The sequence below is a fragment of the Citrobacter sp. Cf072 genome (assembly GCF_030334485.1).
Taxonomy (GTDB): domain Bacteria; phylum Pseudomonadota; class Gammaproteobacteria; order Enterobacterales; family Enterobacteriaceae; genus Citrobacter; species Citrobacter freundii.
On sequence record NZ_JAOWDX010000045.1, the window covers coordinates 514,089 to 528,429 of the forward strand.

7 protein-coding genes, 1 tRNA gene and 4 pseudogenes are annotated in these 14,341 nt (G+C 46.6%); 6 read left to right on the top strand and 6 right to left on the bottom strand.

The features are described from left to right. Window position 1: 1 nt before the first annotated feature. The gene (locus tag OGX66_RS14830) at window positions 2–1,030 is read right to left on the bottom strand and encodes a PAAR domain-containing protein (protein ID WP_136345919.1); all 1,029 of its coding nucleotides are present in this window, start codon (window positions 1,028–1,030) and stop codon (window positions 2–4) included. 34 nt (window positions 1,031–1,064) lie between these two features. Then, window positions 1,065–2,120: pseudogene (tssI, locus tag OGX66_RS14835) on the bottom strand (type VI secretion system tip protein TssI/VgrG); the annotation flags it as partial. Between tssI and OGX66_RS14840 the strand changes: the two are divergent. The 6 genes and pseudogenes from OGX66_RS14840 to OGX66_RS14865 form a co-directional block, all read left to right on the top strand. After that, window positions 2,115–2,345 (top strand): annotated as a pseudogene (locus OGX66_RS14840) (AAA family ATPase); the annotation flags it as partial. The pseudogenes tssI and OGX66_RS14840 sit on opposite strands and share 6 nt — an antisense overlap. A 35-nt stretch (window positions 2,346–2,380) precedes the next feature. Next, complete coding sequence (locus tag OGX66_RS14845) at window positions 2,381–3,760, top strand: putative DNA binding domain-containing protein (RefSeq protein WP_270922705.1); 1,380 nt, start codon at window positions 2,381–2,383, stop codon at window positions 3,758–3,760. Window positions 3,761–3,837: 77 nt separating this feature from the next. Continuing rightward, a complete protein-coding gene (locus OGX66_RS14850) occupies window positions 3,838–8,031 on the top strand; it encodes an NACHT domain-containing protein (protein WP_136345909.1) in 4,194 nt (1,397 codons plus the stop codon). A 288-nt stretch (window positions 8,032–8,319) separates the two neighbouring features. Further along, complete coding sequence (locus tag OGX66_RS14855; protein ID WP_088903068.1) at window positions 8,320–8,781, top strand: hypothetical protein; 462 nt, start codon at window positions 8,320–8,322, stop codon at window positions 8,779–8,781. Beyond that, a pseudogene (locus OGX66_RS14860) lies at window positions 8,778–8,973 on the top strand (helix-turn-helix domain-containing protein). Before OGX66_RS14855 ends, OGX66_RS14860 begins: the two are co-directional and overlap by 4 nt. Window positions 8,974–9,884: 911 nt before the next feature. Then, a pseudogene (locus OGX66_RS14865) lies at window positions 9,885–10,766 on the top strand (integrase domain-containing protein). 217 nt (window positions 10,767–10,983) lie between these two features. Here the strand turns inward: OGX66_RS14865 and OGX66_RS14870 are convergent. The 4 genes from OGX66_RS14870 to OGX66_RS14885 form a co-directional block, all read right to left on the bottom strand. After that, window positions 10,984–11,541 carry an AAA family ATPase gene (locus OGX66_RS14870; RefSeq protein WP_048213204.1) on the bottom strand — a complete coding sequence of 186 codons (558 nt, stop codon included), beginning with the start codon at window positions 11,539–11,541 and terminating at the stop codon, window positions 10,984–10,986. Window positions 11,542–11,748: 207 nt separating this feature from the next. Then, the gene (locus OGX66_RS14875; protein WP_088903070.1) at window positions 11,749–13,008 is read right to left on the bottom strand and encodes a tyrosine-type recombinase/integrase; all 1,260 of its coding nucleotides are present in this window, start codon (window positions 13,006–13,008) and stop codon (window positions 11,749–11,751) included. Window positions 13,009–13,170: 162 nt separating this feature from the next. Next, window positions 13,171–13,246, bottom strand: a tRNA-Phe gene (locus OGX66_RS14880). Between the two features lie 105 nt (window positions 13,247–13,351). Beyond that, window positions 13,352–14,059 (bottom strand): DUF554 domain-containing protein, encoded by a 708-nt coding sequence (locus OGX66_RS14885; RefSeq protein ID WP_003846348.1) that lies wholly within the window; start codon window positions 14,057–14,059, stop codon window positions 13,352–13,354. Window positions 14,060–14,341 lie beyond the last annotated feature (282 nt).

A 14,341-nucleotide genomic window follows, 5' to 3' on the forward strand; every position in this document is an offset into this window, starting at 1 on the left:
GTTACCCCCCTATAATCACCGTATCCAAGCCGGAAATAACGGTTCCAGAATTGATACCAAAAAGAGATGCTAAAAGAGGTGCGAAAGGTCCAATTTCAGCTTCAACATCCCCCCCAATCCCCAGAAGGGCAGCAACTTCACCTACAAACTCTACTTTTAATAGTATATCATCTGTATCATATACTACACTAGCACCGCCACTAGCGCCAACAGAGCCCGCCGAACCAGAAATAGTTGCCTTTGTTTTCAAATATTTTGACTCGGCAGCAATATTTATATCTCCTTTTGCAATAGCAGCTTCAGCACCAAGTTCAGTTTTGAATCCATATTGATGCTCTTCTTCATCATTAATTATTTGACTTCCAGCTTTAGCTTCTGCTGAACCAATGGTTCCTACAGCATCCACTTCTGTATAATTACCACTTCCTTGTGTTCCTGCGCTAAGGCCAATATTCCCAGAAAGTCCAGTCGCACTTAAATCGACACCAAATGAGCTACCCTTATTTCCATTTGTTGTCTCAGTAGTCATTTCCGTTTTGCCGACTGTACCTCCCATCTTAAAATTAACACCACTATTGCCTATGGAATGGTTTAATTGAAACTCCTCAACGACAGCTTTAATATTTGCAGTATCAAAATTTCCATTACCATCTGAATCTGATAATTGTGATGAGGCTAATAAAACACTCATCTGAAATTCATCTGGATTTTTTACTTTTACCGTTCCATCTTCATTCGTATTTTTATCTAATGTTACATAGTTATATTCCGGCGGTTTAGGTGTTTTTGTTGGTGGCAATGATTTTTTACCACAGACAACCTTATCTCCCTTTCTGGCTGCGGGCATTCCATTTATTATAACTGTTTTAGAACCTTCACTAATTACACCTGATCCATGCTCTTTACAAACAAAAGTATCTCCCATACGTGCAGCCGGGAAGCCTCCTGTTGAAACGTTGCTACTACCAGATGTTATTGGACCATCATGCCCGGCCGTATCTGCCGTTTGTCTTGCTGCGTCCTTACCCATATCGCATTCTCTTATGTGGTAATAACTAATTTACTTATGGATTTAATTTCAACATGCCACCGGTCAGCACCTGCTCTTCACTACCATCTGCTGATAATTTTTTGGTATTGACATGATATTCATCCTTCGCAATATTCTTAATTATTTTTCCACTAATTGTAATTTCACCATTTTCCAACAAGGTAATACTCGACTCCCCACAAATAAATTCGATCTTTTCTTCTGAAGAAACACTGATGATTTTTTTAACCTTTATTGTTTGCTTTCCTTCATGAAGAGTAATTTCCTGATCTCCTTTATTTACATCAGTTTTTTTATTTCCTTCCGTAATTTCGGTGATCTGATTATTAACTACTGTTGTTTTTTGATCATTCGCCACGATCACTTTCTGATCATGTCCATCTTCCTTCTTACTCCCCACATTCACCGTCTGCCCTACCACCACCGTTTCCGTATGGTTGTTGTTCACAGTCGTCGTCCTGTCATGCAGCACCTCAGTCGTCATGTCTTTCTGTGCGTGCATATACAGCTCTTCCTTCCCCGTCGCATCCTCAAAACGCAGTTCGTTAAACCCGTCTCCCTTGTAGGTTTTTGAACGAATGGTCATCTGCGTCTTCGTCCCCGGCAGGCTCCCCGGCGAGCGGTTATCCTGGTGATAGGTACGCCCCATGATAATTGGCTGGTCCGGGTCGCCGTTCAGAAAATCCACGATAACCTCCTGGCCCACCCTCGGTATCGCCAGGTTGCCGAACCCCGTTCCCGCCCACGCCTGCGACACCCTCACCCAGCACGAACTGTCCTCATTCCCCGGACAATAACGGTCCCAGTGAAAACGTATCCGCACTCGTCCATGTTTGTCACAAAAAATCTCCTCTCCCGCAGGCCCCGTCACTATTGCACTCTGCGGGCCATCCACTGAGGGTTTGGGCTGCGGTGGTACGCGCCAGGTTCTGTCCGCAGGTATTACCTCAAAGCGATTACTGAGCGTGGTGCCTTCACCCTGGCTGCCGTGCAGTGCCTGCGGCTGCTCACCCACCAGCACACTCTTCACTACCTGCCATTCCCGGTTCAGTGTCTCCGACGGATGGCCGACGGTGAAGGACGGCTAATTGACTGCAAAAACATCGTGTTTTTCCTCACTTCTAACCTGGGTTATCAGGTGATTGTCGAACATGCTGACAATCCGGAAATCCTGCACGACGCCCTGTATCCGGTACTGGCCGACTTCTTCAAACCCGCGCTTCTGGCGCGTATGGAAGTAGTGCCTTACCTGCCGCTGTCGCGCGACACGCTTGCTAACATCATCGCCGGGAAACCGGAAAAGAGGGTATAACGCTGGCTGGCGTTCTCATGTTTGGTAAATGGGATGCGATTATTGCCGCAGCGCCCAACTACATGGTGGACTATCAGGAACGCCCCGAGGCTAAAACGGAGCTACGTTGGGTAGATCGGGTATGTCCGGACGGTACATGGTCAGGGAACTTGTTTGATTTTTATCGCAAGGTATACCAAAAGCTGGTCGCCGATCTGAAAGTCCCGTTTACCCTTGAAGAGGGTCAGCGCAAAACGGATACGCCAGTACATATCGCGCTGCGTGAAGCGTTGGTCAACACGCTGGTCCATGCTGATTTTACCGACCGGGTTTCTATTCTGATCGTCAAACGTCCCGATATGTTTGGCTTTCGCAATCCCGGCTTGATGCGCCTGCCGTTGGAGGATGTGATTGCAGGCGGCGTCAGTGATTGCCGCAACAGGTTGCTACACCAGATGTTTTTGCTGATTGGTCTGGGTGAACGTGCAGGTTCAGGAATGCCGAAGATTTTTAGCGGCTGGCGAACGACCAACTGGCGCATGCCGAGACTGAGAGAAAATCCCTTCCCGGCACAGACAATACTGGAGTTACCAACCGCCAGCCTGATCCCGCAGCACGTTCTGGATGATTTGCATCAACGATTTGGCGAGACTTTTGATCAGCTTGATGATTTTGAACAGGTGATTGTTGCAACCGCGGCTATTGAAGGTTGGGTCAATCATGAACGCGCCTGCCAGTTAACAACCCGTCATTCCCGCGAAGTCACGTTGACGCTTCCACGTCTGGAAAGTAAAGGTTTTCTGGTCGCTGGGGGTGAGCAGAAAAGCAAATATTACACCTTGCCCGGCGTATCGGTCATGACGCCGGATGAAGTTTTCTCGTTAGGTGCAGTTGTGAGCTCCACACATAACGAGGGGAACTCCACATATAACGAGCAGAGGTCCACACATAACGAGGGGAACTCCACATATAACGAGAAGAGGTCCACACATAACGAAGGGAACTCCACACATAACGAGCAGAGGTCCACACATAACGAGGAAAGCTCCACGTATAACGCCGGGGACGATCAGCCCGCATCCCGGGATGAGTATGGACGGTTGCTCAACCGTTTTATCGATCGACCTTATATTGATGATGTTGAAAATCTCACTGATGCTTTCCGGGATTCGTTGTTTGCTCTGGCTGCCGTTCCACGTGGAAGGTTACGTCTGGGGGATAAAGCGCTGATGAAGAGTGTGATCCTGAAAGTATGTCAGGGGCAGTATATTTCCGTTGCTGCGCTGGGACAGATCCTTAGTCGTAACCCTAACGCGCTGCGTCAGCAGTACTTAAAACCGCTGGTGGAACAAGGAGAACTGAAACTGGCTTTTCCACAGTATAAGAATGACCCGAAGCAGGGGTATAGTGCAGTTTAATGCTATATCTGGTTGCGATATTCAATAAACGTGCGCCTCGTGTCGTTTGATTTGAACGCACATCGTAAGGAAATAATATGTCGATAAGATGGGAAAGTATCAGGACGTTCAACAATTCTCAAAATAATGCTTTTGAAGAACTGATTTGTCAGTTAGCAAGAGAAGAACCTATTATTAACAAAATAGATTTTCGCCGTGTGGCAGCGCCAGATGGTGGCGTCGAAGCCTATTGTGTACTTGATGATGGAACTGAATATGGCTGGCAGGCAAAGTATTTTTTTAGTATGGGTGATGCTCAGTGGAAACAGTTAAAAGAATCATTTGAAACTGCTTTAAAAACACATCCAAATCTTACCAAATATTATATCTGTATTCCGTTAGATCGACAGGATCCTCGTAGAAAGGATCAGGATTGGTTTATGGATAAATGGAATAAAAAGGTTGCTGAATGGACTCAATACGCTAAAGGGCTAGGAAGAAATATCAGTATTGAGTATTGGGGAAGCTCGGAACTAACCCATCGGTTATCACAAGAGAATAATGCTGGCCGGTTACATTTTTGGTTCTCAGCGGAAGAGTTTACCATTCGTTGGTTTAGCGAACAGATAGAAGAGAGTACTAAAAACCTTGGCAAGCGATATACTCCAGAACTGAATGTCGAACTGGATATTTCCAGGAATTTTGATGCAATTAGCAGAAATAGTGGTTTTTATAAGGTAACACATAAATATTTTCATGATTTTCTTTCAAAACTTAACAAGTTTACAGATAGAGCCATTCATTATTCTGGTAATAACACATCCGAACAATTTAAACGCTGGATTTCTGATGTTAAAGACAGCTTTGTTCCCGAAGACCGTGCATTGGAACAGTTTGATATAAATTTATTGTTGAGTCACATAGATAATATTAGTAAGTACTTATCTGATTTTGAACATGAATTTATTGATAATAGCGAAAAGAAAAATGACGATCTGAGGTATCAGGTTAATAATGCATGGCAGGCAATTTCTGACTTTTCAGACTTTATCAAGGGCCCAATGCTGAAATTGGCAAATAGCCCTCTAATGATTCTGTCAGGGGAGGCCGGGATTGGAAAATCTCATTTATTAGCGGATATAGCAAACCATCGAATAAAAAGTAGGATTCCTTGCCTATTACTTCTGGGGCAAAACTTTGTATCAGAAGAGTCACCATGGACACAAATACTAAGAAATATTCTGCGTGTTGATGGTAAAGAAAATGTCTTATTAGGGGCATTGAATGCCAGAGCTGAGGCTCAGGGAGAACGTCTGCTATTTATTATTGATGCAATCAATGAAGGGAAAGGACGGTATTTTTGGCCCGATTATATTGTCGGCATGATAAATCAGCTCTCTAAATATCCTTGGCTTGGGCTTGTTTTGAGTATCAGAAGCTCATATGAAAAATTAATTGTCCCCAAAGACTTTTTCGATGAAAATAAAATAACACGAATTGCTCATTCTGGTTTTGGGAGTGTCGAATATCAGGCATCTAAGTTCTTCTTTTCTCAATATGGTATAGAGCAACCGGGAGTCCCGATATTACATCCTGAATTCAGTAATCCACTTTTTCTTAAAATTTTTTGCGAAGGTCTATATCGCTCTGGATTAAATAAAATTCCGAAAGGATATTCTGGGATAAGTAATATCATTTCATTTTTCATAAACAGTATTGAGGCTAAGTTATCGAGACCTTCCTCTTTCAATTACCCTGAAAATTTTAAGCTTATAGAGAAAACCATTAATGAATTAATAGAATATAAGCTAAATAATGACTTGAGTTTTATTCCGTATGAAGCAGCATTTGATATTGCAGAGAAAATCATTGGTCGATATAGTGATCGACGTCGTTTTCTCGATGAATTAATTTCAGAAGGGATATTGTCAAAGAATATCTATTGGAATTCGAAAGATAATTATGAAGAAGGGGTATATCTGGCTTATGAACGATTTGAAGACCATCTGACAGTATCTTTTCTCTTAGATAAATATTCAATAAATAATAATGATGCACTAGATTCTTTTTTTAAAGAGAATGGTGAGTTATATAAATATATAAAATCGAGCTATTTTTATCAGGGTATAATTGAATCACTTTCTATTCAGTTGCCTGAGAAATTTGGCAAAGAGCTTTATGAATTGGTTGAAGTTGAGTATAAAAAACATGATGGTATTATTCGTGCATTTATCTCAAGTCTTATCTGGCGTAAGCCTGATAATATTGAGAAAAAGACGCTTGAATATATTAATAAATATATCATTCCATTTGATAACGGCTTTGATGCCTTTATGCAAATGGTTTATACCGTATCCTCCGACCCCGAACATATTTATAACGCAGACAAGTTACACAAATTTCTTTCAAAACATTCAATGGCAATCAGAGATTCATTCTGGACGAAGTATCTCCATAATTTAGATTATTACGAAACTTCTTCGATGCAGCGTTTAATTGACTGGGCTGGCGCGGAAGAGGATAAGTTTTATTTATCGGATGACTCAAGATTACTGGCTGCTAAGGCGCTGTCATGGCTACTGACGAGCACGAATATAAAATTACGAGATGGCGCAACGAAATCGTTAGCCAATTTATTGAAAAATAATATTAAAACGATTACGGCGCTCATAGACAGCTTTAAAGATGTTAATGATCCTTACGTACTGGAGCGGATCCTGGCGGCCTCTTATGGCGCGGTTTTAAATTCTGTTACTCTGGATGATTTAGATAAATTGTCTGAAAATATTGTTGCCACTATTTTTGAAGCTGAAGAAGTATATCCTAATGTTCTTGTCAGGGATTATGCCAGAAATATAATAGAATATGCTTTATATAAAAAAGTATATCAAATGGATAATGTTGATATTATTCGGCCTCCATATCGAAGTGATTTTCCAACGACTTTCCCAACCAATGAGGAAATTGATGCGTATAAATATGATTATAATGCTGCGGATTTTAAAGATTACTATTGGGGACAAAATGCAATATTAAGCTCAATGGTTACTGAGTATGGACGGGGGATCTGTAGCTATGGTGATTTCGGACGTTATACTTTTCAGAGTGCATTATCTGGATGGTGTGATTTTGACCCTAATGATCTAAGTAACTATGCCTGTAAACTGATTTTTGAGAAATATGGCTATGATGTTGAGAAGCATGGACAGTTTGATCGATACGCCAGTGAGGGGGATAGAAGCAGGAACAAAAAAGAAAGAATAGGTAAAAAATACCAATGGATTGCATTGTATGAGGTTTTGGCGCGTATTGCGGACAATCATCAGGTGGCCGAAGGGGGAAGCCGCTGGTCAGAGTCGAAAAATTATGTCTGGTTTCAGGGACCCTGGGAGTTGTTTGTCAGAAAAATAGATCCAACCACGCCATCTTATAGCAAAGAGATTATAAGACAAAAAAGCTTCTGGAATAATGAAAATCCATATAATGACTGGGATGGCACTATTAATGATTGGTTGAAGAGAGAGGCTAATTTACCTGATCCACTTGAACTGATATCAGTTCTGTCTGCTGATGATAAAAAATATTTATTGCTTGATGGCTTTTTTACATGGGATGAGCCACTTCCTCTTGGTGAGGACGAATATGGCTATGCAAAAAAACACCTTTGGTATCATATTAGAAGTTATTTAGTAAAAGAAGGTGAATTACCAACGCTAATATCCAATTTGAATAAAGATCTGTCATTAATCCGAAATTTACCAGAATCGCATGATCAATACCGAGTCTTTAGCCGAGAGTATTACTGGTCGCCTGCATATCAATATTTTGACGACCCGTACTACGGAGATAAGGGATGGCAGAATATTTATACTGATTGGCAAAAGCAGGGAAAACCCATTGCGACGGTTTGTCTGACATCTGAAAGTCATCATTGGGAGTCTGATTCGTCCGGTGATAATGAACTATCATATCTGGCACCTTGCGAATTTATGTATCATGGTATGAAGTTGAATTATTCTGAAAATACAGGGGAATGGTTGGATAGTGATGGCGATGTTACATTTTTGGATCCGTCTATTCACTGTGAAAATAAATCAGCACTCATTGTTGATAAAGATAAACTAGAGCAATTTTTATTAAAAAATGAATTGAATATAGTTTGGGTTGTTACCGGTGAAAAGAATATTCACTCAATGCGTCCTATTGTTCTCGATGGTGATAAATGGCTGGAGATATATGGGATTTATACTTTAAAGAATAATAATGTAGGCGGGTGGAGAATAATTAAATAAGGGGCTAAAAATTTCTTGCCGTCTGTTACCAATAGCGGTATCTTTTCCCGGCGCCTGCAAATTCAGGTGCCGGGATTGGTCTCCCGAATATCATACCTGCGACATATGGCGCGTTAGCGTCTTTTTTATGTCGTGCGTTCGGCTATACCTCTATGGTGGGCTGGGCGGGGGCACTGCAAGGTGCGCCGGTGTAGGTATGGCCGGTAAGACCAACTCCGTTCAGTCCACCACCCGGAAGATTGGTCTCTTCGGTGGTGGAATTTAAATTCACATACCGGAGGTTGCCTTATGGCTACTACCCCAATCCAAACACACCCGTTACTTGCCGTTCCCTTCAATGCCGCTACGGACTTCACCGTCCTTGCCAGCCACTGCGAAAACTTCGCTGAAACCCTGATTGAAAGTAAAGATATCGCGTTAAAAATGGCGCTCTGCGGCAGACTCAACACCGCTCTGACGCTGCTCCAGCCCACGCTGTTAGACCCCGTCCCGCCCCATCTTGTTGAAAGCCTGACCGTTGACACCCTCCCCGCAAACGCCCCTCAGTTTGGGCCTGAATGTACCGAGCTATGTAACTACTGCCTTGCCCTGACGCAGACGCTGGCGGGGCAGGGGTTTTCCTCTGAAACGGAGAAATACCTTAGCTGGCTGTTGTATGACCTGATCAATTACTTTGCGGCAGAAATGAAAGCCCCGCGTTGGCTGCGTACACCTGACGGCGTAAAGTTTATTGACGGGGTGGCGGCATGATGCAACCGGACTGGCATTCCGCCGACATTATCGCGGCGCTGAAAAAGCGTGGAACGTCGCTGTCCGCCGTTTCCCGCAACTCAGGGCTGGCGTCCTCCACGCTACTGGCCCAAAGGTGAAAGGCTGATCGCCGAAGCGCTGGGCATTGCGCCTGAGCAAATCTGGCCTTCCCGCTATCACAGACCAAGTTAAAACAGACTCTCCCGATCTTCTGTCAGCTCTGCTGGCTGAAGATCGGGAGAAGGCAAGCGAAGCGCGGCAGACTGCCATTCACAGAATGACGAAAAATCCACAAACAACTCAATTTCCAGAAAAAAGATTTCCCCTTTTCATCCTCATAAACCGGGTGTAATCTCCCTCCTGCAATATGCTGTCGTCGACAGCTCCCTTTGCTTCAAAACCTGAAAGAAGCACCTGTTATCAGGACGGTTGATCCCTTTACCGGTGCAGACCTCTGCAAACACCGGGTCGCAGAACATCGCGGCGGAGGCCCGAAGTTCATACACGATGCATTCTTTAACTGCGCCAGTTCATCGGCTGTCATTTCACCCAACCGGAAATCACCCGATTTCACGGCTCACTTACACCTGCTGAATTTCAGCGCTTTTTACCTGCACCAGTCCACTGGTCGATGTTTCACCGCGCCGGAAACTTTCCGGTAAATCCCGCACCTGCTGCCACACCAGCGCTGTTTACCTTACGGGCTTTGCTGCCGCGTGACCGTAAATCTGCACCAGAACTGCCTCTTTCAGAGCACGACACCTGACCGGGCGTCACTTGAGTCCCGTATCACGGGCGCAAGTGACGCCGTTCCACCACGCCGACGCAAGCCACGGAAAATCCGGCCTGCGCCCTCAATCCCCCACACTGACACGCCGCTTTCAGGCCGCAGTCAGCCATAAAAAGGAGAAGAAGATCGATACCGAGGGGGGTATGATGCCCCGGAGAATTTCCTGCTACGGCAGGCAGCCTGTACCGCGTACAGTCTGAAACTCCCTACACCTCAACAACCTGCCACCCCGGCGTGAAGGTATCGTTCTGGCGCAGCCATAAAGCATACGCCGGGGCCAGATTGTGCTTTTTAACAGCGGCAAGGGGTAGCTATGGGTAAATTAGGCGGTGAAATGAAGGCGCTGGCGAAAAAGGTCGGTGGCAGTTTTAAAACGGTGGATGACCGCATTCATATTGTGCAGCGGTTCAGCCACCATTTACGCTCGCTGAATATCCAGATCCAGCGGGTGGAGCAGATCAAGGTTCGCCATATTGAATACTACATTCAGGCGCGGCTGGCGCAGGAAATCGGTAAACGGACGCTGCAAAATGAAATGGCCGCACTGCGCGGCGTACTGCAACAGGCCGGACGTAGGCAGGTGGCTGAACATGAGCGACTGACCAATAAAGCATTAGGGCTGGCTGGCGCATCGCGTAACGGCACCAACCGGGCCATCACACCGGAGTATTACAGCAAGGTACTGGAAGCCGCCCGCGATAAAGACGCAGGGCTGGCGGTAACGCTGGAACTGGCAAGGCTGATGGGGTTGCGCTCGCAGGAAGCGGTTCAGTGCTGTCAGTCACTGAAAACGTGGAGGCAGGCGATGGAGCGCGGCGAAACCCGGCTGACGGTGGTGTTTGGCACCAAGGGGCATCGTCCCCGTGAAACTATTATTTAGGATACTGGCGCAGTGAAAAAAGCGCTGGATAACGCCTTATCTGTCGCAGAGTTGCGTAACGGCAGACTGATTGATCAGCCCAGCCTCCAGAAGGCCATGAATTACTGGCGGGGAGCGCTCGCTGAAGCCGGATTGACGGGGAATTATACCCCGCACTCACTGCGCTATGCGTGGGCGCAGGATGCCATCCGTCACTATCTGGCGCAGGGATTCAGCGACAAAGAAGCGCTGGCGCTGACCTCAATGGATTTGGGCCACGGCGACGGACGCGGGCGGTATGTGGTGCAGGTCTACGGACGGTGGGAAGAGGAGTAATTTCCTGTTCTGGTGCAATCATGAAAAGGTCGAAGGGATAAGGGGACGCTAAGGGTAACAGCGCCAGACCGGAAAGGGCCAAAGGGCTTAAAAGGCCGGAACTGGCGCAGTTCGACATTTAACTGGGGGGATCTGGCGCAGCGAAATGGATTTTGATACTGGTGCAAATTAAAAGCAGAACCGCAGCAACTTTTAAAAACCTGCAAAATATGTTGGTTCAGTTTTTTCCCTTATTGGCTATATTAGAAATGACAAACTCAGCCCGTTTCTCCACTGAGGCTCGAGGTAATTCAAGTAGCTGGTAACCGTATTTTTGATAAGTGGTCACCATTGCGAGATATGTCAGTTCGGCCTCCTCAATCGACTGTTTTCGCTCCGCATCCTGTGTGTAAATTTCTGGCCATGGAGGCGCAATAAACACTTGTTTACTGTAACGAAATGTCTGAATGGCTTTATCTAAATGGGCGGGTACAGGCAAATGACATAAGTTGAGATAGCCTGCAATATCAGGAATTCCTCGATCAAAAAAGCAGATCTCATTGCACCCTTCAACGGCATGCCATGAACGCATTTCCCAGCATAGCATCCATTCTGCAAAAGCCATTCTGTCGCTCCATGGAAGCGCATTTCCATTGATGGAAACCTGAGTCTGAATAACGCCTCTGCCAGCTTCAGGCAAGCACGTATAACCTTTAGTAATCAAAGCGTCAATGAGTGTGCTTTTACCGGAACCTGGCCCGCCGGTAATAACAATACGCTGCTGGAGGTTTGACATAAAATTCTCCAATAAAAATAGAATAAGAAGTTTTGTTAGAAAGGAAAAACAGGAAGTAAAAAGCAGGTAGAGTGACACTGAGCATGTTATCAGTCGCCACCATAAAAGGGGAAGCGCTGAATAACATCAGATTAAAAAGGACCAAAGTAAGTGCAAATAAAAGCAGATCCGCTGAGATCTGCTTTCCGGTGTGGCTTATTAACGTGCTCAGGCTACCTGAACCTGTCTGTCATACCGATATGGCGCAACAAACTTCTGCCGACAGGCGTCGAGCCAGTCCGACCACCACTGCATCATCTGCGTGCGCTCGTCGAGGTGCTCCGCCTTGTGGATATACGCGGCGCGAACGTTGTTACGTTCCTGATGGCTCATCTGCCGCTCAACCGCATCTTTCGACCAGCGCCCGGACTCAATCAGCGCACTACAGGCCATCGTGCGGAAGCCATGACCGCAGACGTCCACCTTCGTATCGTAACTCATTACCCGCAGCGCCTTGTTGATGGTGTTCTCGCTCATCGGCTTGCGCGGATCGTGATCGCCGGGAAACAGCAGCTCACTGTTGCCGGACAGCAGTTTTAGCTGCTTCAGCACCGTCACCGCCTGTTTTGACAGCGGCACCAGATGCGGGGTTTTCATCTTTGCGCCACGCTCTGAATAGCGTACACCCGGAATAGGCTCACGCTGCGCAGGGATAGTCCACATTGCGCCATCCAGATCGATCTCCGCCCAGCGGGCAAAGCGCAGCTCACTGGAGCGGATAAAGATCAGCAGGTTAAGCTGTACCGCCAGCCGGGTCAGTAATCTGCCGGAATAGCTTTCCAGTCGCTCCAGTAATTCCGGCATCTTTTCCAGCGGCAGGGCGGGGTAGTGGTTTTTCGGCGGCGGCGCGATGGCACCTGTCAGATCGTTGGCCGGATTGCTGGCGATCAGGCTCTCCTGCACCGCATAGCGCATGATCGCCGTGGTGCGCTGCTGAATGCGTGCGGCGGTCTCCAGATTGCCTTTTCTCTCCGCTACCCGCAGCGGGATCAGCAGATCGGCGGTTTTCAGGTCGGTAACGGGAATTTTGCCAATCAGCGGAAATACGTGCAGCTCCAGCGAGCGCAGGGCTTTGGCGGCGTGTGCCTCAGTCCAGCGGATATTCCCTGCCACCCATTTGCGGGCGATCTCTTCAAAGGTATTGCCGCTTTTCTTTGCCTGCTTCTCCTGCTGCTTTTTCACCCCCGGATCGTCACCCGCGCTGAGTACGGCGCGAGCCTCTTCACGCAGCTTGCGTGCATTCGCCAGCGTCACGGTCGGGTAAGCGCCAAACGCCAGCTTCTTTTCCTTGCCGCCAAAGCGGTACTTGAGTTGCCAGAGTTTAGAACCGTTGGGCTTAATCAGCAGGTACAGGCCCTGCGCGTCACTGAGCTTGTAAGGTTTGTCGATGGGCTTGGCGTTGCGGATGGCGGTATCGGTGAGTGGCATAGCGGGGGCTCCAGAGTTTATCGAACCAACAGGCCCCCAATTAAGCCCCAAAAACTCTGGATGTCAAAAAACCTGACGGAACTTTTCAGCACCATCAGGTTTCTTTAACTTACTGATTTTTTAACGTTTCAGGACTTATAGGAACGCCATGAAACTAAATTTTGGTGCCCGGACTCGGAATCGAACCAAGGACACGGGGATTTTCAATCCCCTGCTCTACCGACTGAGCTATCCGGGCAACGAGGCGCATTAAACCCGATTCACTTCGTTTCGTCAACGAAATTTCTTCAAATCAATGCAGACTGCACAATCTATCACCACATTGTTGCTATTGCACGCATTCTCAGGCAAAAAAAGCCGTCCACGCGGCGGAAAGCGGCATTGCCAGTAGAAGGGCAGGAAGCATATTCACCACCGCAAACATTTTAATGCCGCAAATCCGCAAACCGGTTGCAAGTAGCAACAGTCCGCCTACAGCGCTGAAATCGGCCATCATGGCTGGGGTTGTCAGCGGTAAAATCAGAGCCGCACAGGTGGCAAGCGTCAACTGAATTGCCAGCATCGGTATGAAAATGGCAGACACGGCGATCCCTAGCGAGCAGGCGAAGATAATAGCGGTGAAGAAATCGAGAAATGACTTGGCGATTAAAATATTAGGATCGCCGGTCATCCCTTCATGGATTGCCCCGAATATCCCGGTCCCGCTGGCGCAAAACAACACGATGATCGCCACATAGCTTTGGATAAAGGATTCGTGTGTTGCATTGACATCCGATTTGGTGAAAAGCTGTTGCGCTTTGGCAACCGCGGCATTGATTCCTTTTTCCAGATGGCAGAATTCGCCAATTAATGCACCGATCAGTGTCGCCAGAACCATCACCGGCAAGTTAACGCATTTGATAACCAACAAGATACCAATTCCCAACGAGCACAACCCGAATATTGAGGTCATTGAGATCCGAATACGTTCGGGTAAGTGCTGACTGAGCAGCGCGCCGAGAACACCGCCTAATAAAATGGCGCTGGCATTAATAAAGGGTCCGATTACCACGTTTGCTCCTGCATACCCATTATCGTCTTGATGTTAAAGGCAACTGTTTGGGTGAAATTATGTTTCAGATTGCATTATTATGCCGCTATTGTCAGACGAAATGCTTGTTTATCTGTAAGGTTTAAGCACAGGATTTTATCTTGCGCCAGTAGGTGAAAGGTGCCATGATTGCGCGAATTTTCTCCTGTCTGAATGGGGCTGCCTGGGATGATATTACTCCCCCTACATCGCCTTCAACATCGCCTTTTTGCGCGACGTTCGCCCCTTCCTGCGACTTATCTT